The sequence below is a fragment of the Vulcanisaeta distributa JCM 11216 genome, assembly GCF_001315985.1.
In the GTDB taxonomy this organism is placed as follows: Archaea; Thermoproteota; Thermoprotei; order Thermoproteales; family Thermocladiaceae; genus Vulcanisaeta; species Vulcanisaeta distributa_E.
Genome location: NZ_BBBI01000006.1, coordinates 131,490 through 154,112, shown reverse-complemented (window position 1 = coordinate 154,112; position 22,623 = coordinate 131,490). Strand labels below are relative to the sequence as shown.

Here is a 22,623-nt window from a genome sequence, read left to right as displayed (position 1 = left end):
AATATACTCAGCAGGAGGATGGGGGGGTGATGAACTTTGGTTCTTCGATGGCATTTGCTATAAATCCATAGTTAGTGATTGTCCCGGTGTTAATAAGGAGTACTACGTAACATATTCAGACGGGGCATACATGGTAACTGAGGTAAATGCAGTGAAGAGTGCAATGCCAAGCGGAAAGCCATTCATAGACGAAACATTTCTGTACTTAGACGATGTATTATTAGGATTGGTACTGTGGAATAAAGGGTATAGAATTAAGTATGTACCAATAAATACTGGGTTACATTTTACTAGCATGACCACGAGAGGGCCATTAATATCTCGATATGTCATAAGGAGCTTTACCGCACTAAGTATGATCGTTAAAACTAAGTATTCTAATACTGTGAAGTATTTACTAATGTTTAGGCGAGGTGTTGGTAATAAAATACTATGTTTATTCAAAGATGATTTTTGTTTAAAGTATTATGGCTATGTTGATGGGGTGAGACTTGGGAATTATCTTAGGTCATTCTTAGGAACTTTAAGTCTCTACAAAGCGCCTTACGTTAGGGTTAATACTTATGATGCAGTAAAGGAGACGCTTATGTTGAGAGGGTGGGTAAGAGTTATGCATAGTATGTTAGTAAATCATGAGATATAAGCTTAAATTGCGCAATAGGGGGTTCATTTTACTTTTAGTTTCCTAAAATCTTGTCGCATAATGGAGTGTTATGAGTGCCTATTTTTGTAGTTAATAGATATATAAGGTATCTTAACGTGCCATAAATTAGACCGTACCATTTTATTGAGAAGCTAAGCATTACCCTGTTTGGATTGTTTATGTTTGTTTTTATTATTTCATTTGTATTAATTCCATATTTGAATAATAATTTGTATTTTATAATGAGCTTTTGCGCATCACTTAAGATGCCAGACCCTATTGGTGAGTTTAGGTGTATTATACCTATTTCATTTATTGCACTCTTCCATCCATTACAATTTACGTAATGGTGTAACCACGCATCTTCATAAACGTGAAGCCAGTATGGTATTGTCACATCTTTTATAGCCTCTCTTCTATACAATGTGTCGTGGGTCCCACCCCCCCTTATTTGGAATGCCCTTATTAGGTATTCCCTATACGAATCACCCAATAGCTCCACGTACTCCTTTCTCCTCCTATCAAGGTCCCAATTAATACCCCCCCAGACCTCACCCACCGTTGGATCCTTAATTAATTCCTTAGAAACCTCCCACCAACCAGGTCTTAGTACTGCGTCATCATCTAGGAAAAATAACCATTCATTAATTGTATTCTCAAGGAATGCATTTATTGCTGTTTGACGTGCTATTGCCCTTGTAGGTTTCTCATGGGGGGGACTACGTAATATTATGACTTCTTTATTATACTCATTGGCGAAATTCTTAACGATGAGCCTGGTATTGTCGTTACCATCATCAACAAGTATTATTATGGCGTAAGGAACCTGCAAGCTACTAAGCAATACCCTCCTAAATATGTTTGGACCGATGCGGTTTGCCGAATTCTTCGTAATCATAGATAAGGCAATGCTCATTAAGACTAATGCTTAATGATTGCCGAGTTTTAAAGGATTATTAATCCCTGGGTATTTAATGCTTAATAAGAACTGTTAGTAATGATAATATCAATAGTAGGAATGTTGGTATTAATCCTAAGGTTGGTATTAAGTACCATGGGATCAGCAATTCTCCGGCATATTGTGTTATTACTTTTATTTTTATGACTAATTGAACGTCAGGCTCTATCTTTGGTATGTTCATTGTTAATGACAGTGTTGTTATATTCTTTACTCCTATATTCATTGTTATTTCTTGATTTCCGTTTGTTTCAATTTCATTACTTAATACATCTATTGTTACATTTATTGGTGTTAATTGGGAGTTGCTTTGTACATTTGTTGTTATTATTGTTCCTAGGGTGCATGGTAGTTGTTGTATTGCTTGTCCTGTTGTTGCGTTTATGAGTAGGGCCTTTGGTGTGTTTGGTATTTGTTCGCATATTGTTTGTCCCTGTGTTGGGAATGTTAGTGTTATGTAGTATGTTCCTGGTTTTAGGGTTATGCCTGGGTTTGTGGTTATTGGTGTTGCCCAGGAGTGTGGTGTGCACCACCATGGTGTTGTGAAGGTGTATGTGTATATTGTGTTTTCTTGGTTGGGTGTTGGTGACGTTGTTATTGCTAATTCTGCTGTGGCCAGGTTAGTTGCGTATGATGCGAACACGGTTATTGTGTTTATTTTTGTGGTTTCGTTTATGGTTATTGGTTGTGTTATGTAGGTATCTCCAGGTATTATTATTTCACCAGGTCCAGGGCCGAGTACGTTGCTGCATGCTATTCCCTGGGGGGGTTGTTGTAGTTGTGTTTTGAGTAGTGTTGTGTTTAGTAGTGTGATTGCTTGTTGTGGTTTTGTTTCGGTGGTTATTTGTATTGTTATGTTTGTTGGTGGTATTTGGGCTATTGGGTATTGCCACGTACCTGGTAGTACTGGGTTTATTACATACGTGTTCTCATAATAAAATCCATTAATCACCTTTATTGGCCCCGTATAGTCGGCCTTCAGTATCCATGCACCATCATCAAAGGCGTATGGGCCGTATTCACTACCTCCAGCGCTGTATGGGTAGCCCGTTGGTACAAGAGGTGAGTATACCACGTATTGAGTATTACTGTTTGGTCCGAGGAATGGTACTCCGTGGTTTCCCCCCCATCCGTACCTTGTTATTGAGTACCAGGGGGGGACTGCCGTGGCTGGTACGGCTACTGACGCGTTCCATGGTATGTAGTTGGCTAGTTGTATTATGGCTAGGTCGTATTGGTTGGCTACTGGTGTGTTCCAGTTTGGTATTGTGTTTCCGTAGTATAGTCCGGAGAGTGGTGTTAGTGGTCCCATGAGTGGTCCGGTTATTGCGTTTATTATTAGTAATGCCGTTAGTGCCTTTTTTCTTGTCTCGACATTGAATCTCCTTAATACCCATATTGCTGATGGTAGTGCGACAGCACTAATTAGTATGGTGTAGTATACACTTGGTACGTAGTACGGCGTGAAATTCGTTAGTAACGCCGCTAACCAGGGCATCAATAGTATTGTCTGTGGTTCGAGAAAGTTTATGAACGCCAATGGCCCGAATACATCTATTATGTATTGAGCCTTTATGTTGTATTGAGATGCTGCCTGCTGAATTATGCCATTTAATATGCTCACCATATTTATGTTATCATGTGTCTGCGGATCTATGGCCAGCGTCTTTATGGCATTAAAGTTCAATAGTTTATTTGCTATGCTCGTTAGTAGTGAGCTTAGTGCTGCTCCGTATAGGTTTGAGAATATGTTGTGGGTCCAACCGCTGAAGTACATTACCAGGTAGTAGTCAAGTATTAACCACGCTATTGAGTATGTGAACGTTAATGGGGGGGCTATTTTCCTAGATTCCCTAGTTAACGCTTGGTATATGCTGAGTCCAATGCCGAATAACGGTACATATTCCACAGATGCCATGGCCAGGGTTAGTGATGCCCAGTAGGTTCTTTTGTTGTTTAGATACATGGTTATTAATGCCATTGCCATGAGCGAGCCTGCCAGGGTGACTACTTCGAATGGTGCGTAGGCGGTTGTTATCCATGGGTATAGTATGTAGAGTAGTGCCGTTGCTAACGCATACTTTGGGTTGTTGAGTATTTTCATGCCCAGTTTGTACATTAGTGGCATTGGTAGCATTAGTATTACTACCTGTATCGTCATTAGTGTGAATATTGATGGGTATACCTCGTAGATTGGGTATATTAGGAGTAGTATTGGTGATGCGTGGACCCCCCCGAGAAATGGACCCACGAAGCTTACCAGGAATTGCCTATAATACGTTAGTGATGCGAAGGATTGTAGGTAGGTTGCCGTGTCTAGGCTTGCCCCCCCTAGGCTTAGTCCGTAGTATGGTGGTACTGTGGCTAGGTAGGCTAGTTCGTAGGTTATTGCCAGGAATATTAGTAGTGTTGTTGCGTAGTACTTGTCGTTTATTGCTTGTCTTATCTGGTTTGCTATTGTTGGTGTCAAGAGTAGGAATAGTCCTGCCGTGAATACTATTGCCGATGCATGTATTGCTTCGTAGTTATATAATTGCGGTGTTATGTTTAGGTAGCCGAGTGTGAATATTATGTAGAATTGAATTAGTAGTGGTAAGGAGGTTAGTCTAATTAGGAACTTCTTTTTTCAATCTCATTAATGATGACGTACCCATTAATTACTTGCATGCTATGTGGTATCTCTTCAATATTGATAACATTATTTAAGTATTATTCATAAACGTTTATGCCCCCCCAAGCTCATTCCGCAATCCTACTGTGCATTGCCATTGACAGTGCCTTCATGAGTTTTCTCCTGAAGTTTTCTGGGCTGTATCTTTCCCTACTCTTGAATGTCTTTTCTCTGTCGATTATTTCTTCGGCTTTGTTTATTAGTTGTGGTATTTCCTCTGTGTTTGTGTATCCAAGTCCGTACTTACCCTCCTCGACTATGTCTGTCCAGGGTCCTCCTGTCCTTGGTACTATTGGTATTGTTGCTGTGGCTATGGCGTCTAGTACGGCTATTCCGAAGTGTTCGTTTGGCTTTAGGTGTAGGTATATTGATGCGTGCCTGTATAGTTCCTCCTTTGTCTTTTCGTCTATGTCTGGCATCACGTCTATGTTACTTACACTCCTTAACGCTTGATTACTTCTCTTGATTCCCTCGCGTCTGCCCTGCCGGCTACGATTATTCTCCTGCCTATCCTTGGCGCTATTTTCATTAGTTCCCTGTAGCCCTTGCTCCACTCGAGTCTTCCTAGGGTTAGTGCGTAGTCCTCCTTCTGTGGTATCTTGTCTGTGCTTATTGTGTAGTGTGGGCTTAGTATGTATTCTAGGCTTGGCTCTATGCCCATTTTTGGTAGTAGTTTCTTGGCTAGGTTCATTGTGTATCTTGAGTTGTATATCATGAATGAGCATCGTACATCCTGTATATCCTGGAGAGGACCCAGAAGAGTAGTTGGTTCTTTATGTTTCCGTGTTCATCTATTATGAAGTCCACGAAGGAGAGTCCGTGGAGCACTATTGGCCCCTTGTTATAGGTATGTAGTTCGGGTGGTTGTTTATGACTAGGTCGCAGTCGCTTATGTACTTGCTTAGTAACCCCCCCTGAGCCTCCTATGGTTCATGTAGTTAATGAGTAATGAGATTGGGTCGTAGGATGCCTTGAAACCCACGTCTACGTGCCTCATTGGGTACCTGGGATCAACCTTAATGTCGCCAACGACCACGAACTCCACTGAGTGCCCGAGCTCCGTTAATGCCCTGGCCATTTGTAGGGCGTATACCTGACCACCGCCAAGCCTTGTGAATTCCTCGAGTATGCAAATCCTCATTTTTGTTCATTAAGTCACGTTGAGTTAATAAGCATTGGCTTTAGCTTAAATAGAATCATTGCTGGGCCGTAGGTTAGTTACTTTTCACGCCTAATTCCCTTAATGCCTTGAGTGTATTATCAAGCTACTTAATCCGCTAATCCTTTAATGAACTTAAGGTAGCCATGTGCTCATTAGGTAAAGGATGAGACCATAACCTGGAGTGGACTTTGTAAGTTCTTTGATCCTCTTGTTCATCTTATCGAACTTTTTATTGAGTTTCTGGAGGATGTATCTTGTGTAGTTATTTAGTGCCTTAATGGTATCAGTAATAGCCTTTAGCTTCTCAATAGTCCTCCGCGGTCTCCTTAAGTTTGTTTAAGGTCTATTTACATCAATGGGTATTGAATAGCTTTTATTGAAGTGATTAGTTAATGCGCATGGATTTGTGAAGCAGGGTTTTCGGGATGGCCAGTGCGTGGTGTTGGTCTTCATGGTGTTTGGTCAATGGTTTCTTAAAGTAGGTTGATTAGGTTGGAGGGGGGGAGGATTGCTATGGGTGATTGGTGAGTAGTATTTATTAATGCTGTCTTTATCGTGTCTTTTTGCATGATCGGTTTGTCTGGTGATGTTGCTCGTAGGCTTTTGGAGTTGAGTGAGGCCATTGGTGTTAGCCCTGGTGATTACGTTAACATGCTCCTTACTAGGGCTTCTCAACCTAGGCGTATTGACCTCATGCCCCCTCAGGTTCAAGGCCAGGATCGCTGAGGTTGTGGTTGAGGCTGCCCTCGAGACCTTCAGTAGGCCCCTTGTTGTTTGGAGTGGTGGTAAGGATAGCACCGTGGTCCTGCACATTGTTAGGAATGTGGCCAATAGGTTGGGTAAGTCCTTCGACGTGGTCTTCATTGACCACTACATGCATTTTGAGGAGACCCTGGAGTTCATTAACAAGGTGGCTGGGGAGTGGGGTCTTAGGCTCTTTATTAAGGGTAATGAGAGGCTTAGGGGGCTTCAAGTACGGTGATGTGGTTAGGGTTGATGAGCTTGACCCTAGGGATAGGGAGGAGTTGCTTAGGATTGGTTACTCCAAGCCGGAGTTCACCTTCAGCCTGAGTAACATTGCGGCGAACCACCTCCTCAAGACCGTGCCTCTTCTCGAGTTCATTGGGGGGGATGGGCGGTATGACGGCGTCTTCATTGGTATTAGGTGGGATGAGAATCCGGCGAGGGCTGGTGAGGTTTTCTTCAGTAGGCGTGAGAATCCGCTGCACATTAGGTTCATCCGATATTGCCTTTTACGGAGAGGGATGTTTGGGATTACACACTAGGCAATGGGTTGCCGATAAACCCACTGTACTACAGGGGTTTTAGGAGTATTGATGATAAGTATGAGACTAAGCCACTGGCGATAGGCCGGCTTGGGAGCAGGATCTTGAGGCTACGCCGGAGCGTCAAGGTAGGGCTCAGGATAAGGAGGGTATTATGGAGTTGCTTAGGCGTTATGGTTACATGTGACCATGATGAGGAGGCCGAACGTAGTAATACTAATCATTGACACGCTTAGGGAGGATTACAGCCAGGGCCTGGAGAGGCTTGGGGATCTTGGCTTCGTGAGGTATGAGAATGCCATTGCCCCCCCAGCACCATGGACACTACCAAGCCACGTAAGCATGATCACAGGCCAATACCCAAGCCAACACCAAATACATGAGGCGTATAACGTAGGTCTTGAGGAGTTAGTTAATATATCGAGGGAGGGTATGCAGAGGTTAGGCTATGGTGTGTTGGGTGAGCTTAGGGATTATGGTTATGAGACGTATGTAATTAGTGCGAATCCGTTTGTATCGCAGGACTTTGGGTTTAAGGCTATGAATAATATGCTAATACCTGGTAGGCTCTATTCTCTATTTCACTTTAGGCTTTACAATGTATTGGTTCATGAGTATGGTAGAGATAGTATTAGGACTTTTTTGGGTCTCCTTAATCGTGATAATGTGAGGGACGCCTTGGTTAAGATTGGTCACTCACTTAGGTACTATATTGATGTTTTTTTGAATGGGCTTAAACTGCTTGATTTGACAATGGAGAAGGGCTCTAGGACTATGGTAAAGATTTTGAATGGACTTAAACTTAGTGAGCCCTTTTTCATGGTTGTTAATATGATGGAAGCTCATAGTCCTTACTTCCCCAATGACCTCAATGATAAGCTTTATAATAGTGCCATTGCTGATTGGATTCTTGGTCGTGGTGTTAGTGATGGTTATTTACGTGAGTTGAGGTTTAGGTACGGCATCCACGCTAGGTATGCCGTTGACAGGGCTGTTGAGATTGTGCGTGCCCTAAGCCGTTACCTTGACAACACGCTTTTCATCGTAACGTCAGACCACGGGGGGGAATTACTCGGTGATGGAGCCTCGGTCACGGGTACTTCGTGAAGGACGGCCTATTAAGAGTCCCGCTATGGATAAGGTGGCCAAATTGGTTCAAGGCGCCAAAACAGACAAAACCGTTAATAAGCCTAACAGAGGTACCATCAATAATTAGGATGGTTATTAATAATAATGATAGCCATGAGGTTGGGTCAAGCATAGCAATAACAGAGAGTTTTGGGTTAACGCCCTTCCATAAAATAGACATTAAATCCCTAAGCCACCATGAATTAATGAAGCACTTCAGCCATAAAATCAGGGTATATACAGGCAAGTGCGTCTTCACGTATAATAAGAGCATGGACTTAGTCGAAGAGTCTAGTTGTGAGGATTCCGTCATTAAGAGGATAATTGATGTGGTTAGGCCGTATGCTATGTCGGAATAAGCTATGATGTGGGAATATGAACTTTCGTGTGTGTTACGGGAGGGGGGGAAGGTGTGATTGTTTAGTTTTGTTTCAGGTTAATGATGAGATTATTGTAATGATTAAGCCAATGATAAACAATACGCCGAAGAATCTAAGTATTGCTGGACTATAGAATTGCGGCGCCGTGTTTGTGAAGCCCAGGGCCCAGACTACGTAGAATAATAGCATTAGGCTAGGCCGAGGATTAGCAATGCCCTCCTCATCCTTTGCCTAATCCTTAATCCCGGCATTAGTGGTAATCCAGCGGCTATAGGCAGTGCCGCCAGGCTTATTAACAATGACTTGTCCGGTCTCTCAAGTGCCTTTATTATTATTGGCACTGGGCAGTACGTTGGCTCTAGGGACTTTATTAATACGGGGGGGCCTATGGTTATGTTCGTAGGCAATACGGGTACGTTCGTTGTTATTAATAGGCTTATTGAAGAATTAATCCAATTGGTTATGGTGATTGTACCATTCAATGCATACGTCCCGCCACTGGTTACGTTCATGCCTACTGATTGATTTGCTATGCTCATTGATATAGTCAGCCATGTGGATGCTGTTTTATTCGTCATGTACATTATTGCGTATGCGGGTACATTACTTGGATAGTTAAATGTGGTGTTGCCGCTGATTATTTCCATGCCCGAGCCTCTTGTAACGTATAGGATAAGCGGCTGGTCTGTTGATACGTCTATTTCGTAAATTCCCGGTGTAGTATCTGCATTTAAGTTAAAGGCTATTGGGTATGGTTTCATGCCCTGTGTAATTGACGGTGCCTCGGCGGTTGAGCTGTAATTACTTGCCCGTCCCTAAGTATTGACATTGATAGAATTGCTGGTTGGTCTGTGTATGATACTCCATAGATAATCACTTTACTAACGCTCCCTGTAAAATTAAGTCTCAGGTTAAAGGTTATCGTAGAACCGGCGCTTATTGGTAATACAGTACTCGTGAGTGGTGTTGCCGTAACCTGGGGGTATTTGTGATAAATCTATTATTGTGGTTATTGTGTAGGTGCCCGGCGGTATTACTATCTCACTGGTATTTATCGAAACGATGCCTTGGTCGAGCCCACTGGGTATTGTTAACGAGTAGTAATTCTCCGTATAATTTATTGCATTAGTAATTAATTGATTCGGTATTATTTCGTAATCATTTATTGCCAATGGACCTACGTAGCCATTAATCACTAGTTGGTAATCACCACATATTGCGTATATACCGTTTACTTTATTCACAGGTGTTATATAACCTATGGCCTGCCTGCCCGGATTAATGGCTATTAGGGAATATGTTGGAAGTATGGTGTTATTAATATAACCACCTGGTGCAAGTGATGTAAGGCTGTAAATATCGACATAATCCTTAATCAATGGTTCCCAGTTAATACCTACCTGCCCAATTCCCTGGTATGGCGGCCACATTGGTGATATTGGTGATGTTAGTGCCGTTATTATTATCGCCACGGCAAGCGTTAATACGGCCAATTTACCCTCACGTAACCTGCCGAGAACCTCGACAAGCGTTATCATGAGGATTGCGGGAACAACAGCCACAAAACCAACGCCTCCGAGCACCGTGCTACTAAGGCCGGTATGGCCGTGCCCAGGGTGGCCAGTTGGATGAAGGATGTTGTTGATAGTAGGTAAATGACTTGATTAAGTACTCCCTGCGTTGTTATTTCATGGATTATTGAGTATGCTCCGGCTATCCAGTAGTAGGTGAAGGCCGCCAAGCCTATGGTTATCACGTACTGGCTCGACTCATTAAGCCCCCTCTTAATGAACCAGTGGGTTATTGGGACCAGTACGTTGAGTAGGTTGGTGACTGGGCTTAGGAATGCCATTAATGCCGAGAGGGTGGTGCTGACGAGCTTGTTATCCCTATCAATGTGGTAGTACATGGCTATGGCCAATGCCGTTGATAATGCCTGCGGAAGCCAGGGATTGGTCATTAAATTGATGAGTGAGGCATTAATTATTGATGTGAGGACTATGAGGAGGATGGAGCCCATTTCCAAACCTCTAGTCCTACCTAATTTATACGTGTAGATTGCGATTAATGAGTTTGTGATTACTATGAGGAGCGCTATGAAGATCGGTAGGTAACCACTCATCACCAGTGGACCGAGTAATAGGCTTTGACCAAGGTCATTAGCGTCAACGCTTAATATGCCCATGGACTTCAAGATCAATTCCCCAAGGCCGTAGTAGTAACCGCTCCCATTAAATAATTGTAACCAAACGTAGATAACCTCAATCATGCTGATTATGTACGTCACTACTCCAATCAATGGTTTAATTATTGATTCACATTTCATGAATAATTAATGAAGATAGGCGATGGTTCTTTAATGCTTTACCTCAATGGAGTGTAGGCAGTGCCTAATACCAATTATTAAGTATATTAATTCATTGATTACCTCGCCCAGGGACTTGCCGCTACCCATTATTGTGATCGGCATTTCAATCCTTAATTCATCGCCAACGGCTTTAATCATTAATTGATTAAGCACTGGGTCACCCTTCACGTAACTCATTAGTACATCCATTACTTTGCTGAGTTCATTAACCCTTACTATGCATGGCACGTAATTAACACCATTAATTACGTACTTGCCATAGTCCATGTCACACTCAACGTGGATGTCACCCTCATCCCTAATGAGTGTGCTCACATTAAGTGCTGCTGGGTATAACTTTTTAAAGGGAATGCCCATTAATTGCTTGATGTCATCAATTGAGGAATTAATAACTGGGACTGCGGTTGGGATTAAGGCGAGCGATGGCGTTGTGCTGGCCGCAGAGAAGAGGGTTGCCTATGGATTCACGATGTTTAGCAGGTCTGGTAAGAAGGTGTTTAGGGTTAATGACAGCATTGGCATTGCCTCAATAGGAATACTAGCCGACATGCAGGTCCTCACCAAGATCGCGAAGGCCTACATGTCGCTCTACGCCCTTGACACTAAGACTAGGCCGAGCATTAGGTCCGCGGCCAAGCTCCTCTCATACGTACTATTCTCCAACAGGGTATTTCCATACTTCGTGGAGGTGCTGGTTGGCGGTGTCGATGACGAGGGACCTCACCTCTTCATAATGGACGCACTCGGATCCCTAATTGAGGATGACTACGCAGCAGTGGGTACAGGCACGAAGCTGGCCATTGCCATACTCGAGAGTAATTACAGGCCTGGTATGACTGTTAAGGAGGCCAGGGAATTAGCCATTAAGGCAATAAACCAGAGCATATCTAGGGACCCAGTCTCTGGTGATGGCATTGACATACTAACAATAACGGGCAATGGCTCAACCGAAGAGACTATTCCGCTGCAACCACTGCGATTATAGGATACGTACCTGGATATTTATTTTACTTCTTATCGTCATTACCCATCCACAACTGCCTCGTTAGTTTGATGTACCTGGTCATAAATATATTGCTTTTTAATTAGATTAAACAATTGAGGGGGCATACGGTTATTTTGCCTTTTCCTCGTATAAGGTTCTGAATATATTTACTGCAAATGCATTGTCTATGCTGAGGTAACTGATGAGTATGATATAGAACTGAAATAGTAAGCCCGCTGAAAATGCCCTTATTAGGAAGAACTTGGCTGATTCATCATCACAGATCCTACGTGCCTCCATTGCCTGGAAGGCGGAGATTAGGGCATAAATACCGGAGTTGACGTCATACTTAACAAAATTCATTAATGGCCCATCCAAATACCTCACAAATGCATCCTCTATTTGGCTGGTTTGTTCAGCTCCTTAACCGCCTTCTGAACCAATATAAGCTTGTTCAACGTATCATTTACATCGTTTATAAGCTCCGGGAATAACCTGGCCAGTGAGTCAATTGCATTTTTTGTTATCTTATCGTAGTTTCTCTCTGCACATTCCGTCATTTTAACAGTCAAGCCGTACTTAATTAGTTGCGAAATTTTTCTCAACTTATCGATTGCTTCTGTATTATTAGCAGATGCCATTGGGAATTTAGGATGTGAAGAGGTTTTTAAGTATTATGTAATTAAAATAGTAATAGTAAGTTAAGAAATAATAATGAAAACTACCGAGGTATTATTATATTAACACAGTATGGAATAATAAATTAGTGATACCTAAGAACTGAATGATTAAACAATACATGGTTGCACTAATGACTTAATCAATGAAGATGTGCCCCCCCGCCCTGGAGGAGCCCAGCCTCATTGGTGGGTCAACCCCCCAACTCAGCCGGCCCACGCCAGCGGGGCTACTCATTAGTAATGAGGGGATGTTTTAGTACCTTTTTATCATAAAGACTTAAGAACCACTTATACGCATATCTTCGCGGATGATGTGCCTCCACGGGACTGAGGACCTGATGAAGTTGGTCTTTACTGACCTAGTGCATTTGTGTTTTCATGGTTAGCATTGCCAATCATGGGTGACGTAATCAGTTATTGAGCAAGACTACATTGGTAATGCTAAGTATCGTTCACTTGAGGTAGATTTTTATTCATGGGTGTTTTACCTATAATTGCTGTATGGCGTTGATATTGGTTAGGTATGGTGAGGTTGCGATTAAGGGGGGGGCCGGTACGAGGTCCAGGATGGAGAGGTTGCTCATGCATAACATACTCAGTGGTTTGAGGGGGGGCATTGGTATTGGTGCTAAAGCCATAAGGTCCCAAGGTAGGTTGTTTGTTGAGGTACCTGATGATAGGGTTAAGGAGAGTGTTGATTTGATTAGTCGGGTTTTTGGTGTTAAGTCCTTATCTCCTGTTAGGGCTTATGTGTTTAAGGAGTTGAATGATATAGTAAATGCGGCGGTTAAGGAATGGGGCGACTTAGTTAGGGGGGGTAGGAGGTTCGCGGTTAGGGTTCACAGGGTTGGTTCGCAAAACTTCACCTCAATGGACGTGGCTAAGGCCGTTGGTGCCGCGCTTAAGCCATTCAGTGCGGGTGTTGATCTTGAGAGGCCCGATATCGTGTTGTTCATTGAGGTTAGGGGCGATAATGCGTACCTATTCACTGAGGTGATTAATGGCCCTGGCGGACTACCACTTGGTTCTGAGGGTAGGTTGCTGGCGTTGATATCGGGTGGCTTTGACTCACCGGTTGCCGCCTGGTTCATGATGAGGAGGGGGGGCTCCTACGTAGATGCATTATTCTGTTCCCTGGCTTACCCCATCGATGTTATTAACTTCCTCAGGGTTTCACATGCATTATTCAGTAGGTGGTCCATTGGTTATGACCCGAGGCTATTCATAATAGATTGCTCGCCATTAATCAGCGAGTTTAGGGCTAAGGCTAACCCGCACATGTGGAGTGCGCTGTTTAAGAGGGTTCTTTACGAGGTAGCATCCAGGGTTGCTAGGACAATAGGCGCGTTGGGGGGGTTAGTGACTGGTGAGTCGCTTGGCCAGGTTTCGTCACAGACGCTCCATAACCTAATGGCTATTGAGCATGGAGTTGACATGCCCATCTACAGGCCGTTGATTGGCTTGATAAGGACGACATAATGGATTATGCCAGGAGGATAGGGACTTACGAGGAGTCAATGAGGACTGAGGAGTTCTGTGCCATATTCTCTGAGAAGCCGAGGACGAGGGTTACAATTGATGAGTTGGATGGTGAGTTTAAGAAGCTTGATCAAAACCTCATCAATAACCTACTTAACAGCATTGTGACCCTGAGGGCCAGTGCGGCTGGTAAGGTCATTGACGAGTTGATGCTTGGTACCAGTGATGTGGAGATTGATCACGTGCCGAGAACGCCGTGGTCATTGACCTAAGGAGTAGGGGGGGTGAGTATGAGGCGTGGCATTACCCAGGTGCTGTAAATGTGGATGTTGATAAGTTGGTGAGTACGGCTGAGGCCATGGGTAGGGATAGGGTCTACGTACTATACTGCAGCAGGGGGGGCCTTAGCAGTAGGTGGGGGGGTGCGCTTGAGCTTAGGAGGTTGGGTTTCAGGGCGTTCTCCATAGACATTGATAGGCTGAGGAGGTTGTCATGAGGGTGTCTAGGGGGGGACCTAACGAGGGCTACGTGAGGTCTAGGGTGCCCAGGGGGGGATTCCGCCTCGAGACGGCCAGGAGCATTCAGAGGGCATTGGCAAGTAGGGTTATTGAGGAGGACTTACTCAATGTCGACGATGTTGACCTGGTGTCGGGGGGGATTGACGTGGCGTATATTAACCATGGCGATGCGGAGATAGGAATTTCAGTCGCCAGTACTTACTCCCTGGCCAAGTCATCAATTATTGAATGGAGTTGCTGGGTTGGTCCAGTGACCTTCCCCTACGTACCAACACTACTATCCTTCAGGGAATTAAAGCCTGTGGTGAATGCCTACCTTAGGTTGAGGACTAGGCCTCAGGTGGTCCTCATCGATGGTCACGGTAGGGCACACCCATATAGGCTTGGCATTGCCAGCCACTTCGGCGTGTGCATGCGTGTGCCCACCATTGGCGTTGCTAAGTCATTACTATACGGCAAGGTGGATGGGGGGGTTGAGGGACCAATACTTGACATAGGCACAAACGAGGTTATTGGCTGGGCAATTCAGTGCGCACCGAGTAAGCCGACCTACGTCAGTGTTGGTTATGGAATTTCGCTGAGGAGCGCCGTTAACCTTATCAAGAGGTTGTGCGTGGGTTCTCAAATGCCAATACCAATACTTCACTCGCACAACACAGCCAATAACCTAAAGAGGAGGATTACGAAAAGATTAAGTGAGAGATCAATCGAGGAATTGGATAATGAATGTAAGTCATCAATGGAGAACTACCTTTAATTCATCACCACTTCCCACTGAGCCTCTCAGGTATTAGTAATTTCTGTCTCTCGATAACGTACGTCCTAGCATCCCTAATCATTGAATCAATAACCTGCGGATTAGCCCTTGCCTTGGCAGAGTCCAGTATTGCCTTGGCAGTATCTACGAGCCTTAGGTCATACTCAACCAGCTTCTCCAGGTTCTCGGGAAACACCTTAAACCTATCATGCATACCAGCATCACCAGTTGGTGAGCCCCCCCAGACCTCGGCTATTAAACTCCTTAGGTCACTTAGCACTGTCTCGTACTGCTGTATTAATGGGTCGAATGGGTTATTACGGGCCACCTCCTCCTCAGCCCTCTGAATGAAGTTAAGGGCTTCCTCGAGCATTGAGGCCGCGGTCTTCCTAACGAGGAAGTCATCCTGCCTAATCAAGTCCTTAACCTTATAACCCCCCCTAAACCCAGGCACCATTAATTGCAGCTGCTCTAATGGGCTTAACGGGGACTCCGAAATTGGTGGTTTTGCTTCATTACCCGAGGACATTAATTATTTATCCATGCTCAATTTTATAAACCTAGCTTGGTAATTGAATGGGAATCAGCAATCGACCCCCCCTACGACATCCTTACATGAATTAAGCAATTCCCTGTATAGATGAGTTAAAATCCTGGCAGCCTTAACCTTAGTATCCAATGCCTCAAGCAACTCGTAATAAGCCCTCCTAAGTATTTCCCTAACATCCTCGGGTCTTGTCTTCAGTGATAATTCAAAACTAACGGTGTGGCACACAGCCTTAACAATTGGTTCCTCAACGCACCCCCCCGTCAACCTGATAATCACCCTACCCTCATCAACCCTAAACTCAGGAACTAAATTTAAACTGGACAGGATCCAGTTACTGCCAATTGGCGTTACGTCAGGCATGGCGTATTAGTAAATTCATTTCACCTTTAAAGCAATACACCTAGGAGAATTCCCATGATTTAGTTAGCATCATTAGTCATGCAGTAATTCTTTAACTCTATTAGAAATTAAACGCCTAACCTCGGTGGGGGGGCTTAAGTCCCTTCCTTCGATTATTTTCCTACCGTTAATTATTAATGCAGGTAAGTCAAATATTTCGTATTCCCTCAATTCGTTGATTATTGGCATGAACTCGGCAGGGCCTTCACCGCCAAGTAGCATTCCACGTATTACGTCGATGTAATCCCTACTAATCTTTACTGATATGAACCTAATAATGCTATTACTAAGCCCTAACTCGCCCATTGTTTCCTTAATAACTCTCTTAATCATTTCTAAGTATTTATCATCCCTACCTTCGATCATGTAGAGCTTAATGTTTATTATCATTCAATTACTAATTAACAATTAATTACTAATAAACCCTACCCTTCATTGAAAATAATTAACCAAACCGAGCAGCCAAATACCCACCTATGGTCCCCCCCGCAAGAATGTTCACAGCAATGAAAATGCCGATCTTAGTCCTACTCCAGAGAGGGCCTGGGTACATGTCGAATAATAAGCCCAGTATCGCCACGGCAATTATTACGTAAATAACAGTCCTTTGGGCAGGTCTGAAGTAAATATTGTAGCTCGTCATTTCCTCAGACCTATATGGTTTTGCGAATAATATGAGTAGTCCGTAGAGGACGAGAATCAATACCAGGGATAACCAGTAACCTCTAATTAATGCCCATATTGGGCTAAGGACAAGTGGTGTTGGGTAGAATACGTTAGCCAGTGCCTCAAGTATTAACGTAACCACTGACACGAAGAAGGCATAACCAACACCAGCCACCGCATTATACCTAACCTCCCTTGTCGACATTAATTTTTCAATTTAGCAATAAACTTTATAAATTAAACTAATAATTTAATGTTGCTATGTCGATTAGGGCTCAGGTAATATCCACAATTGATGAGAAGGGAATTGATCAAATGGGTCCGGACGACTTAATAGTGAAGTACCACTCCGTGGATGTTAGGACCAGGTCAAGGCTCATCGTATACTCAAACCAGAAGGCTGTGGTTAGGATACAGGGGCAGATACAGGGCGTCTTTGACCCGGGCGCGCATGATCTTCAAACACCCGCTAACCCAATATCCCAATTCTTCGCCAAGTTCCAATACGCAGGTAATGTGCCTTGGGAGGTCGAGGTACTATTCGCAAGTACGGCAAGGCATGAGGCAAGGAGCGAGGGTATCACCCAGACGAAGGAGTTGGTCCCAATGAGGTATCAAGTGGCCTATTACTTCATGATTACCGACCCGGTCAAGTTCATAAATGCCGTACAATTCAGCGGCTTTAAGTACACGGTTGAGGACTTCAAGAACTACGTATCACCAATCGTAGACCAAGCAGTTAGCCAAGTACTTAACCTAGTCTCATTAAATGAGGTCTATGCCAATCTACATAAGGTCACCGATGCCGTAACTGCAAGCCTCAGGTCATTCCTAGACGAGGTTGGTGTTCACCTAATCACATGTAGGATTGTCAGGCTAGAGCCTGAGGATGAGACTATGAGGAGGGTAGTGCAGTTCATGGCCCTTGGGCTTGACGTTAACACCGCGATTAGGGCTAGGCTCGCGGAGATAATGGCCCAGAGGAGTGATCCGGCGGCCACTAACATGATGCTTGGGGGGGTGCCCTACTACCCAATATACATACTGCCCACGGCCGGGATGCCAAGTGGTTTACCGCAATTAATGGTACCGCCGACACAGCAGCGCCAGCAGTCGCAGCAGGGTGGTTCAAGTCAATCAAGTGACTTTGAGATTAGTGGGGGGGGCTAATGACTGGCTATGAGCCATAGCGTCTTAAAAAGCCTTGGGACGTACAAGAACTCTGAAATAATCCTTGAGGAGGTAAGGATTGATGACTTACCATGCTTCATAAACCTATCAACACTTAATCAGGGTAAGGTACCTGAAATACTCATTGAATTAAGCACTGGCTGTCATCACTATAATGCAATGATTAGGGTGACTAGGAGGTTCATGGAATTATTCGGCGTGGAGACGGCCAGAGTAACGGCGGTTAGGTTAGCTAGGGCGCTTGGTATTGAGGATTACGAGGCAGTTGAGCGTGGGGATATTGAATTAAGGATAAGGAAGAAGCCGAGCCACTACCCAGAGTGGGTTAGTCAAAACATTGATTCCGTAATTAATGCGTTCAGTGAGGTGCTGGCGTCACTCGGCATAATTAATCAATCAATGATTGCTCAATCCTCGGTCACTCAGCCGCAGCAGGAGGTTACGCAAGCACCACAGGAGGCGCAAACACCAGTAAGTACTCCTCGGTCGGTCACTACGAGCGCACTGGTAGCTAGTGTGATTAGGTCCTACGGTAGTGTTGGTAATCAAAGCCTAGTGCTACGGTCACTGGGCGGGAATACTCACGTTGAGCTGTGTCTTGAGAGGATGGGCAGTTGTAAACCATTGGTCACAGTAAGGGCTAAGCCACTTGAGGTGGTAATACATGAGGACGCCGTGAAGGCTTTTGGCGAGAATAGGGCAATCGAGTACGCCACTTGGCTCGCTAACGCCCTCTATATCAGTAATTACGAAATAAACGAGGCGGGTAATGAGGTGGTGCTTAGGTCGAGGGAGGGTGTGGATAATGCGTTAACCAAGGATTTGGTCAGGGTTATGGATATAATAGCAAGTAAGTACCTAAGTAGGGAGTAAATTAAGGAATGAGGAAATTAAAATTAATTACGGTTTTCTCTGGCTTGTGTGATCAATTCCTTAGCCCTAGCTATGAACTTGGCAATTACCTGCCTGGCAACGTCGTCACTCGTTATCTTACTAATAACGCCAGTTGGGTCTGGCCTATTGTATTGATACTCATGTATCACCAGGGCGAGTGATGTTAATTCGACAATGTCGGTACTTCTCTCGGCTAGTTTACTCGCAATTTCCATAAGCATATTCGTAGGCATAACAGCGAGTACCCAGTCGTTCTTCGAAACCCTAACGTTACGGCCAACCCTCTTATAACCTGGGAAATTAAATAAATCCCTATTTCTAATGGCTAAGTACGATAGGTAAGACTTCCAGGCCTGGAAGGCCTTGCTTGCGGCGTTTCTAAGTAATCCATCATTGAGGAACTTCTCGGCTATCCCTATTTCGGCCTGAGCTTCCATGAGCCTTGACTTACCTATTTCATCTAGGTTAAGCTTGATTTCAATCATTTTTACATAAGAATTGTCTATTGAGGGCCTTAAAAGGTATTGGTTTTACTTTTCCCGAGAAAATCTTAAGTAAATACTGAATGAAGCAATACAATAATAATGAAGTTGAGCATTAATAATTTGATTGTTGGTTATGGAGGTAAGATAATCATTAATGGATTAACCGTGGAATTCAATGAAGGCAGAACAGTCATACTGGGTCCCAATGGCTCGGGAAAGACGACGCTGTTAAGGGCCATTGCCGGCGTGTTAAAGCCGTTAAGTGGTTCGATAATGCTTGATGGTAAACCGCTATATAGAGGTGACGTGGGCTACATTAGCCATGCAAGCGGGCTTGATCCTAACATGACCGTGCGTGAAAACCTGGAGTTCTATGCCGAGGTTAAGGGCGCTAATAACTTAGGGGGGGAGGTAATTGATAGACTCGGTATCAGGGGGGGTTTATTGAATACTAGGGTGGGTCCCTTAGTAATGGCCAGAGGAGGATTGTTGAGGTGGCCATAGCCATGTTGGGTAATCCCAGGGTTTACGTGCTTGATGAGCCCACGGACGGGCTTGACGTGAACTTTGCAGGTAGGGTTAGGGAGATTGTGAGGAGTTTACACGGCATTGTTATATACACAACGCACATACCGGCCGAGGCCCTTGAATTGGCTGACGACTTAGTGATCATGAGGAATGGCAAGATGGTTTTTCACGGAGATGTTTCCAGGCTTGGTGGTGTTATGAGGATAGTGGCTAGGAGAGAGCGTGAGACTAGGATTATTGAGGCTGGTTTGAATGAGTTAAATAGCGTTATGAGTAGGTTGAGGTCTGAGGGGTTCAATATACTGGAGGTTAGGAACTCGGCAATTGATGAGTTACTGGGTGGTAGTGAATGATTAAGGCATACCTCAGGAGGGCATGGAGCGTGGGCAGGACCTACTACCTTATAACGTTAATGGTCTTATTACTGGCCACGGTTTTTGTGACCGCCCAGTTTGATTATATAATAATTACGGTTAATCCCGGGAATATTCATGGTGTTAATATGCCCGTGAGTGAGGCCGTAACCTTCACAAGGGTTTTAATGCTAATTATTTTGATCGGTATCGTTTCCACGGTGGTATCCCTATTATCCGCCACTATCGTACTTGGCACGATACAGGCAGATATGCAGAATGGTGTTTTCGAAGTACTGTTTGGTAATGGCTTAAGCGATAAAGAGCTCATTAAGGCCCTCTACATTGTCGGATTAACATCATTTGCGGCATTTTACTTACTGGCTGAGGCCATGGTGGTAATACCACTGTGGCTCACGGTCCCTAACGTATTAAGCACATTATTAATAGCCGTATTGTTGACCCCCCCACTTGGTGTCGGCTTATTCACTACTGGGCTTAGTGCGCTAATTGGGCTCTCAAAGCAAGGTACTTCAAGATATCCACGGGTATTGGGTCAACGAAAAACCTAGCCTTCACCCTCGTTTCACTTCCCAGCATTATAATCCTGTTTTCAGTGATTATACCTGTAATCACGATAACGCCTAACGCGACCTCATACCCAGCGACGCTCCTGCAGCTATTGAACTTTGCCTTAACCGTAGTGTCGATTGCTATGGCTTTAACGTCAATACCCATTGCATTAAGGACACCGGTTAATAGGGTTGGGTTGATAACCAGGGGGGGTGAGGAACCGTAGTCATAATTTAATGATCAAATAGTTAATGCCTAGGTAAGCTAGGAAGAATGGTATTAGTACGAGGTCGGTTATGTCAATTCCAGCCGCCTCAATGGCCCACAGGGTTCCCAAGCTAAAGAGAAGGGCTGAGAGTACGTACTTCAAGTGCGGTAACCTAATCCTGGCGATCTGGTCCTTAATTATTGCCGTGAGGATAATTACTATGCCGCGGCCGATAAAGTGCCTATGAGGTTGATGAGTAACTCCTTGGTATCAATGCGATAAGTACCAGGCAGCCTCAAAGGCCTCTATCGCAGATACCGTAAACACAACGGCTAAATCCCCACGCTCCTCCTCACCGCCCTTGCCCTTTCCGCTTTTCCTGAACGATCTACGCGCACTCCTCAGTAGCCTATACCCGAAGTAGAACAGTATTATTGCTGAGGCGGCCAGTACGTAGTCGAGGGGGGGTAGGTAAATGATGTACTTACCAACAGTGAATGTGGGCACCAGCACCAGGAGTACGCCGGCTATCGCGTAGAGTACTGGCTTAAAGCCTCTGTAAATTCCCTGGTAAATAGCCGTGACTGCACCGGCCTCTGAAAGCTCAAGCAGGCTTATGCCGAATGCTGCAATGAATATTCCAAAGTCCACGGAAGCACCAACAATCACGCCTGGTTTTAAGTATTTCTCATGTGCCTACAATTACGCAAAGCTATATAATTCACCTAGGCATGGTATAAATATAATGACGGAGGAAGTGGTGATACCAAGCATAATCGCCGAGGAATTAAAGAAGAGGGGCTTAATCCCGAGGATGCCGTGCTTGATGCATTAATGAAAGTAATAAACCTAGACCCAAGCGCCATGATTGAGGCGAGAATAGAACTCGCAAATAAATACCTAAAGGAAGGCAAGGAATTAATAGATAAGGACCCCCCCGTGCAGGCCAGCGAGAAGCTCTATAAAGCGGCTGAGGAGTGCGTTAAGGCCCTGGCTCAATATTACGATTTAAAGAACATACTAGGTAGGGTAAATGAAAGGGGGGGCAGATGGACCGTTACGGAGTTGGAAAAGGCTGTTGAAGCCATAAGTGAGAGACTTGGTGATTGGTTTGGGGGGGAAGCGTGGGACAGGGCATGGGCACTACATGTGTGGGGGGATTTCACGAGGCAAAGTTAGACGCTGAAGCCGTGAGAATTAGATATCCGTATATTGAGAGAATCGTGAACGAGACCAATAAGATCATGAAAATGAAGTCCGAACAAACATGAACAATTGGGAAATACGTATAAGCATAAGTCGGATAACACTATCATGCCAAGTTATAAGGTTATTAATGACATCACGAAGGTACGTGAGGAACCACTAAGTATCAGGGGGGGTGCCGTGGGCGTATACACCCAATGGCTTGTGAGTAAGGACGACGGCTCTAAATACGCCGTGAGAAGACAGGTGGTTAAGCCCGGCGGTAAGGCACCACTGCATAGGCATGCCTATGCAGAGACCTTTATAGCGCTGAGGGGGGGTATTGGTAGGATGACTGTTGATAACGAAACTATCGACATAAAACCAGGCATGTGCATATTCGTAAGGCCGAACGCTCCGCACTCAATAATGAATATTGGTAATGAAGACCTGGAGTTAATAACAATAATATCCTATGAGGAGAACATGAATATAGAGACTTTAGAATAACTTTTTATCAAGATTTACGTCATTTCCATACTAATAATACCTATTTTCAATTTCAATTATTAGGAA

General features: G+C 44.3%; 35 protein-coding genes and 2 pseudogenes. 19 read left to right on the top strand and 18 right to left on the bottom strand.

Annotation, left to right across the window (positions count from 1 at the left end):
• Positions 1 to 643, top strand: a pseudogene (locus JCM11216_RS06995) (hypothetical protein); the annotation flags it as partial.
• A gap of 34 nt (positions 644 to 677) precedes the next feature.
• Here the strand turns inward: JCM11216_RS06995 and JCM11216_RS06990 are convergent.
• From JCM11216_RS06990 to JCM11216_RS06970, 5 genes are all read right to left on the bottom strand, one after another.
• Positions 678 to 1,559, bottom strand: coding sequence for a glycosyltransferase family 2 protein (locus JCM11216_RS06990; protein WP_054853740.1), 882 nt, complete (start codon positions 1,557 to 1,559; stop codon positions 678 to 680).
• Between the two features lie 55 nt (positions 1,560 to 1,614).
• Positions 1,615 to 4,071: a DUF2079 domain-containing protein gene (locus tag JCM11216_RS06985; protein WP_243675624.1), complete on the bottom strand. Its 2,457-nt coding sequence runs from the start codon at positions 4,069 to 4,071 to the stop codon at positions 1,615 to 1,617.
• Between the two features lie 269 nt (positions 4,072 to 4,340).
• Positions 4,341 to 4,691, bottom strand: coding sequence for a glycosyltransferase (locus JCM11216_RS06980; RefSeq protein ID WP_054853738.1), 351 nt, complete (start codon positions 4,689 to 4,691; stop codon positions 4,341 to 4,343).
• 23 nt (positions 4,692 to 4,714) lie between these two features.
• On the bottom strand, positions 4,715 to 4,987 hold the full coding sequence (locus JCM11216_RS06975) for a hypothetical protein (RefSeq protein WP_243675623.1): 273 nt from the start codon (positions 4,985 to 4,987) through the stop codon (positions 4,715 to 4,717).
• Positions 4,988 to 5,173: 186 nt separating this feature from the next.
• Positions 5,174 to 5,413 (bottom strand): hypothetical protein, encoded by a 240-nt coding sequence (locus JCM11216_RS06970; RefSeq protein WP_054853736.1) that lies wholly within the window; start codon positions 5,411 to 5,413, stop codon positions 5,174 to 5,176.
• Positions 5,414 to 6,047: 634 nt separating this feature from the next.
• Here JCM11216_RS06970 and JCM11216_RS17535 point away from each other — a divergent pair.
• The 5 genes from JCM11216_RS17535 to JCM11216_RS06955 are packed head-to-tail and all read left to right on the top strand — an operon-like array spanning position 6,048 to position 8,207.
• Entirely contained in the window at positions 6,048 to 6,416 is a 369-nt protein-coding gene (locus JCM11216_RS17535) for a phosphoadenosine phosphosulfate reductase family protein (protein ID WP_243675622.1), read from the top strand.
• On the top strand, positions 6,385 to 6,720 hold the full coding sequence (locus JCM11216_RS17530; RefSeq protein ID WP_243675621.1) for a hypothetical protein: 336 nt from the start codon (positions 6,385 to 6,387) through the stop codon (positions 6,718 to 6,720). Before JCM11216_RS17535 ends, JCM11216_RS17530 begins: the two co-directional genes overlap by 32 nt.
• On the top strand, positions 6,681 to 6,947 hold the full coding sequence (locus tag JCM11216_RS17525) for a phosphoadenosine phosphosulfate reductase family protein (protein WP_243675620.1): 267 nt from the start codon (positions 6,681 to 6,683) through the stop codon (positions 6,945 to 6,947). The genes JCM11216_RS17530 and JCM11216_RS17525 overlap by 40 nt, the downstream gene beginning before the upstream one ends.
• Positions 6,910 to 7,827: a sulfatase-like hydrolase/transferase gene (locus JCM11216_RS06960; protein ID WP_243675619.1), complete on the top strand. Its 918-nt coding sequence runs from the start codon at positions 6,910 to 6,912 to the stop codon at positions 7,825 to 7,827. Before JCM11216_RS17525 ends, JCM11216_RS06960 begins: the two co-directional genes overlap by 38 nt.
• Positions 7,824 to 8,207 carry a hypothetical protein gene (locus tag JCM11216_RS06955; RefSeq protein ID WP_054853734.1) on the top strand — a complete coding sequence of 128 codons (384 nt, stop codon included), beginning with the start codon at positions 7,824 to 7,826 and terminating at the stop codon, positions 8,205 to 8,207. The genes JCM11216_RS06960 and JCM11216_RS06955 overlap by 4 nt, the downstream gene beginning before the upstream one ends.
• 72 nt (positions 8,208 to 8,279) lie before the next feature.
• Here the strand turns inward: JCM11216_RS06955 and JCM11216_RS17520 are convergent, their stop codons facing one another.
• From JCM11216_RS17520 to JCM11216_RS06945, 5 genes are all read right to left on the bottom strand, one after another.
• Positions 8,280 to 8,417 carry a hypothetical protein gene (locus JCM11216_RS17520; protein WP_243675618.1) on the bottom strand — a complete coding sequence of 46 codons (138 nt, stop codon included), beginning with the start codon at positions 8,415 to 8,417 and terminating at the stop codon, positions 8,280 to 8,282.
• Positions 8,417 to 8,989 (bottom strand): hypothetical protein, encoded by a 573-nt coding sequence (locus JCM11216_RS17515; protein WP_243675617.1) that lies wholly within the window; start codon positions 8,987 to 8,989, stop codon positions 8,417 to 8,419. The genes JCM11216_RS17520 and JCM11216_RS17515 overlap by 1 nt, the downstream gene beginning before the upstream one ends.
• Positions 8,990 to 9,139: 150 nt before the next feature.
• On the bottom strand, positions 9,140 to 9,811 hold the full coding sequence (locus JCM11216_RS17510) for a hypothetical protein (RefSeq protein ID WP_243675616.1): 672 nt from the start codon (positions 9,809 to 9,811) through the stop codon (positions 9,140 to 9,142).
• Positions 9,763 to 10,527 carry a hypothetical protein gene (locus JCM11216_RS17505; protein ID WP_243675615.1) on the bottom strand — a complete coding sequence of 255 codons (765 nt, stop codon included), beginning with the start codon at positions 10,525 to 10,527 and terminating at the stop codon, positions 9,763 to 9,765. The genes JCM11216_RS17510 and JCM11216_RS17505 overlap by 49 nt, the downstream gene beginning before the upstream one ends.
• Positions 10,528 to 10,584: 57 nt before the next feature.
• The gene (locus JCM11216_RS06945) at positions 10,585 to 10,911 is read right to left on the bottom strand and encodes a hypothetical protein (RefSeq protein ID WP_243675614.1); all 327 of its coding nucleotides are present in this window, start codon (positions 10,909 to 10,911) and stop codon (positions 10,585 to 10,587) included.
• A 52-nt stretch (positions 10,912 to 10,963) separates the two neighbouring features.
• Here JCM11216_RS06945 and JCM11216_RS06940 point away from each other — a divergent pair, with 52 nt between their 5' ends.
• Positions 10,964 to 11,581 carry a proteasome subunit beta gene (locus JCM11216_RS06940; protein ID WP_054853748.1) on the top strand — a complete coding sequence of 206 codons (618 nt, stop codon included), beginning with the start codon at positions 10,964 to 10,966 and terminating at the stop codon, positions 11,579 to 11,581.
• 129 nt (positions 11,582 to 11,710) lie between these two features.
• On the opposite strand, the gene JCM11216_RS06935 is transcribed toward JCM11216_RS06940, so the two are convergent.
• Positions 11,711 to 11,944 carry a hypothetical protein gene (locus JCM11216_RS06935; RefSeq protein ID WP_243675613.1) on the bottom strand — a complete coding sequence of 78 codons (234 nt, stop codon included), beginning with the start codon at positions 11,942 to 11,944 and terminating at the stop codon, positions 11,711 to 11,713.
• A 35-nt stretch (positions 11,945 to 11,979) separates the two neighbouring features.
• The gene (locus JCM11216_RS06930) at positions 11,980 to 12,222 is read right to left on the bottom strand and encodes a hypothetical protein (RefSeq protein WP_054853731.1); all 243 of its coding nucleotides are present in this window, start codon (positions 12,220 to 12,222) and stop codon (positions 11,980 to 11,982) included.
• A gap of 540 nt (positions 12,223 to 12,762) precedes the next feature.
• Between JCM11216_RS06930 and JCM11216_RS06925 the strand changes: the two genes are divergently transcribed.
• The 4 genes from JCM11216_RS06925 to JCM11216_RS06920 are packed head-to-tail and all read left to right on the top strand — an operon-like array spanning position 12,763 to position 15,015.
• The gene (locus tag JCM11216_RS06925; RefSeq protein WP_243675612.1) at positions 12,763 to 13,740 is read left to right on the top strand and encodes a tRNA sulfurtransferase; all 978 of its coding nucleotides are present in this window, start codon (positions 12,763 to 12,765) and stop codon (positions 13,738 to 13,740) included.
• Complete coding sequence (locus JCM11216_RS17500; RefSeq protein ID WP_243675611.1) at positions 13,740 to 14,012, top strand: hypothetical protein; 273 nt, start codon at positions 13,740 to 13,742, stop codon at positions 14,010 to 14,012. The genes JCM11216_RS06925 and JCM11216_RS17500 overlap by 1 nt, the downstream gene beginning before the upstream one ends.
• On the top strand, positions 13,997 to 14,236 hold the full coding sequence (locus JCM11216_RS17495; protein WP_243675610.1) for a rhodanese-like domain-containing protein: 240 nt from the start codon (positions 13,997 to 13,999) through the stop codon (positions 14,234 to 14,236). The genes JCM11216_RS17500 and JCM11216_RS17495 overlap by 16 nt, the downstream gene beginning before the upstream one ends.
• Positions 14,233 to 15,015: an endonuclease V gene (locus tag JCM11216_RS06920; RefSeq protein ID WP_054853730.1), complete on the top strand. Its 783-nt coding sequence runs from the start codon at positions 14,233 to 14,235 to the stop codon at positions 15,013 to 15,015. The genes JCM11216_RS17495 and JCM11216_RS06920 overlap by 4 nt, the downstream gene beginning before the upstream one ends.
• Before the next feature lie 4 nt (positions 15,016 to 15,019).
• On the opposite strand, the gene JCM11216_RS06915 is transcribed toward JCM11216_RS06920, so the two are convergent.
• From JCM11216_RS06915 to JCM11216_RS06900, 4 genes are all read right to left on the bottom strand, one after another.
• Complete coding sequence (locus tag JCM11216_RS06915) at positions 15,020 to 15,544, bottom strand: hypothetical protein (protein WP_054853729.1); 525 nt, start codon at positions 15,542 to 15,544, stop codon at positions 15,020 to 15,022.
• A 54-nt stretch (positions 15,545 to 15,598) separates the two neighbouring features.
• Positions 15,599 to 15,925, bottom strand: coding sequence for a hypothetical protein (locus JCM11216_RS06910; RefSeq protein ID WP_054853728.1), 327 nt, complete (start codon positions 15,923 to 15,925; stop codon positions 15,599 to 15,601).
• Between the two features lie 72 nt (positions 15,926 to 15,997).
• A complete protein-coding gene (locus tag JCM11216_RS06905; protein WP_054853727.1) occupies positions 15,998 to 16,354 on the bottom strand; it encodes a hypothetical protein in 357 nt (118 codons plus the stop codon).
• 55 nt (positions 16,355 to 16,409) lie between these two features.
• On the bottom strand, positions 16,410 to 16,835 hold the full coding sequence (locus JCM11216_RS06900) for a hypothetical protein (protein ID WP_054853726.1): 426 nt from the start codon (positions 16,833 to 16,835) through the stop codon (positions 16,410 to 16,412).
• A gap of 56 nt (positions 16,836 to 16,891) precedes the next feature.
• Between JCM11216_RS06900 and JCM11216_RS06895 the strand changes: the two genes are divergently transcribed.
• On the top strand, positions 16,892 to 17,800 hold the full coding sequence (locus JCM11216_RS06895) for an SPFH domain-containing protein (RefSeq protein ID WP_054853725.1): 909 nt from the start codon (positions 16,892 to 16,894) through the stop codon (positions 17,798 to 17,800).
• A 9-nt stretch (positions 17,801 to 17,809) separates the two neighbouring features.
• Positions 17,810 to 18,694 (top strand): hypothetical protein, encoded by an 885-nt coding sequence (locus JCM11216_RS06890; RefSeq protein WP_054853724.1) that lies wholly within the window; start codon positions 17,810 to 17,812, stop codon positions 18,692 to 18,694.
• Positions 18,695 to 18,717: 23 nt separating this feature from the next.
• On the opposite strand, the gene JCM11216_RS06885 is transcribed toward JCM11216_RS06890, so the two are convergent.
• Positions 18,718 to 19,200 carry a PaREP1 family protein gene (locus tag JCM11216_RS06885; RefSeq protein ID WP_054853723.1) on the bottom strand — a complete coding sequence of 161 codons (483 nt, stop codon included), beginning with the start codon at positions 19,198 to 19,200 and terminating at the stop codon, positions 18,718 to 18,720.
• 105 nt (positions 19,201 to 19,305) lie between these two features.
• Between JCM11216_RS06885 and JCM11216_RS06880 the strand changes: the two genes are divergently transcribed.
• The 4 genes from JCM11216_RS06880 to JCM11216_RS06865 are packed head-to-tail and all read left to right on the top strand — an operon-like array spanning position 19,306 to position 20,880.
• Entirely contained in the window at positions 19,306 to 19,704 is a 399-nt protein-coding gene (locus JCM11216_RS06880; protein ID WP_243675609.1) for an ATP-binding cassette domain-containing protein, read from the top strand.
• On the top strand, positions 19,695 to 20,081 hold the full coding sequence (locus tag JCM11216_RS06875) for a hypothetical protein (protein ID WP_054853721.1): 387 nt from the start codon (positions 19,695 to 19,697) through the stop codon (positions 20,079 to 20,081). The genes JCM11216_RS06880 and JCM11216_RS06875 overlap by 10 nt, the downstream gene beginning before the upstream one ends.
• Positions 20,078 to 20,653, top strand: coding sequence for a hypothetical protein (locus JCM11216_RS06870; RefSeq protein WP_054853720.1), 576 nt, complete (start codon positions 20,078 to 20,080; stop codon positions 20,651 to 20,653). Before JCM11216_RS06875 ends, JCM11216_RS06870 begins: the two co-directional genes overlap by 4 nt.
• A 44-nt stretch (positions 20,654 to 20,697) precedes the next feature.
• Positions 20,698 to 20,880: a hypothetical protein gene (locus tag JCM11216_RS06865; RefSeq protein WP_054853719.1), complete on the top strand. Its 183-nt coding sequence runs from the start codon at positions 20,698 to 20,700 to the stop codon at positions 20,878 to 20,880.
• Here the strand turns inward: JCM11216_RS06865 and JCM11216_RS06860 are convergent.
• Positions 20,881 to 21,513: pseudogene (locus tag JCM11216_RS06860) on the bottom strand (hypothetical protein).
• Positions 21,514 to 21,681: 168 nt separating this feature from the next.
• On the opposite strand from JCM11216_RS06860, the gene JCM11216_RS06855 reads away from it, so the two are divergent.
• Together JCM11216_RS06855 and JCM11216_RS06850 are read left to right on the top strand one after the other, a co-directional pair.
• Positions 21,682 to 22,041: a PaREP1 family protein gene (locus JCM11216_RS06855; protein ID WP_243675608.1), complete on the top strand. Its 360-nt coding sequence runs from the start codon at positions 21,682 to 21,684 to the stop codon at positions 22,039 to 22,041.
• A gap of 135 nt (positions 22,042 to 22,176) precedes the next feature.
• The gene (locus JCM11216_RS06850; protein ID WP_054853718.1) at positions 22,177 to 22,557 is read left to right on the top strand and encodes a cupin domain-containing protein; all 381 of its coding nucleotides are present in this window, start codon (positions 22,177 to 22,179) and stop codon (positions 22,555 to 22,557) included.
• Positions 22,558 to 22,623: the final 66 nt, after the last annotated feature.

Excerpts from the sequence above, each read along its gene's own strand:
- JCM11216_RS06900 (WP_054853726.1), bottom strand. The coding sequence starts at position 16,835 with ATGTCGACAAGGGAGGTTAGGTATAATGCGGTGGCTGGTGTTGGTTAT.
- JCM11216_RS06925 (WP_243675612.1), top strand. The coding sequence starts at position 12,763 with ATGGCGTTGATATTGGTTAGGTATGGTGAGGTTGCGATTAAGGGGGGG.
- JCM11216_RS06980 (WP_054853738.1), bottom strand. The coding sequence starts at position 4,691 with ATGCCAGACATAGACGAAAAGACAAAGGAGGAACTATACAGGCACGCA.
- JCM11216_RS06920 (WP_054853730.1), top strand. The coding sequence starts at position 14,233 with ATGAGGGTGTCTAGGGGGGGACCTAACGAGGGCTACGTGAGGTCTAGG.
- JCM11216_RS06990 (WP_054853740.1), bottom strand. The coding sequence starts at position 1,559 with ATGAGCATTGCCTTATCTATGATTACGAAGAATTCGGCAAACCGCATC.
- JCM11216_RS06975 (WP_243675623.1), bottom strand. The coding sequence starts at position 4,987 with ATGATATACAACTCAAGATACACAATGAACCTAGCCAAGAAACTACTA.
- JCM11216_RS06895 (WP_054853725.1), top strand. The coding sequence starts at position 16,892 with ATGTCGATTAGGGCTCAGGTAATATCCACAATTGATGAGAAGGGAATT.
- JCM11216_RS06885 (WP_054853723.1), bottom strand. The coding sequence starts at position 19,200 with ATGATTGAAATCAAGCTTAACCTAGATGAAATAGGTAAGTCAAGGCTC.
- JCM11216_RS06905 (WP_054853727.1), bottom strand. The coding sequence starts at position 16,354 with ATGATAATAAACATTAAGCTCTACATGATCGAAGGTAGGGATGATAAA.
- JCM11216_RS06930 (WP_054853731.1), bottom strand. The coding sequence starts at position 12,222 with ATGGCATCTGCTAATAATACAGAAGCAATCGATAAGTTGAGAAAAATT.
- JCM11216_RS17500 (WP_243675611.1), top strand. The coding sequence starts at position 13,740 with ATGGATTATGCCAGGAGGATAGGGACTTACGAGGAGTCAATGAGGACT.
- JCM11216_RS06870 (WP_054853720.1), top strand. The coding sequence starts at position 20,078 with ATGATTAAGGCATACCTCAGGAGGGCATGGAGCGTGGGCAGGACCTAC.
- JCM11216_RS06910 (WP_054853728.1), bottom strand. The coding sequence starts at position 15,925 with ATGCCTGACGTAACGCCAATTGGCAGTAACTGGATCCTGTCCAGTTTA.
- JCM11216_RS17530 (WP_243675621.1), top strand. The coding sequence starts at position 6,385 with ATGAGAGGCTTAGGGGGCTTCAAGTACGGTGATGTGGTTAGGGTTGAT.
- JCM11216_RS06850 (WP_054853718.1), top strand. The coding sequence starts at position 22,177 with ATGCCAAGTTATAAGGTTATTAATGACATCACGAAGGTACGTGAGGAA.
- JCM11216_RS06960 (WP_243675619.1), top strand. The coding sequence starts at position 6,910 with ATGATGAGGAGGCCGAACGTAGTAATACTAATCATTGACACGCTTAGG.
- JCM11216_RS17515 (WP_243675617.1), bottom strand. The coding sequence starts at position 8,989 with ATGAAACCATACCCAATAGCCTTTAACTTAAATGCAGATACTACACCG.
- JCM11216_RS06940 (WP_054853748.1), top strand. The coding sequence starts at position 10,964 with ATGTCATCAATTGAGGAATTAATAACTGGGACTGCGGTTGGGATTAAG.
- JCM11216_RS06970 (WP_054853736.1), bottom strand. The coding sequence starts at position 5,413 with ATGAGGATTTGCATACTCGAGGAATTCACAAGGCTTGGCGGTGGTCAG.
- JCM11216_RS06890 (WP_054853724.1), top strand. The coding sequence starts at position 17,810 with ATGAGCCATAGCGTCTTAAAAAGCCTTGGGACGTACAAGAACTCTGAA.
- JCM11216_RS06935 (WP_243675613.1), bottom strand. The coding sequence starts at position 11,944 with ATGAATTTTGTTAAGTATGACGTCAACTCCGGTATTTATGCCCTAATC.
- JCM11216_RS17520 (WP_243675618.1), bottom strand. The coding sequence starts at position 8,417 with ATGCTATTATTCTACGTAGTCTGGGCCCTGGGCTTCACAAACACGGCG.
- JCM11216_RS06915 (WP_054853729.1), bottom strand. The coding sequence starts at position 15,544 with ATGTCCTCGGGTAATGAAGCAAAACCACCAATTTCGGAGTCCCCGTTA.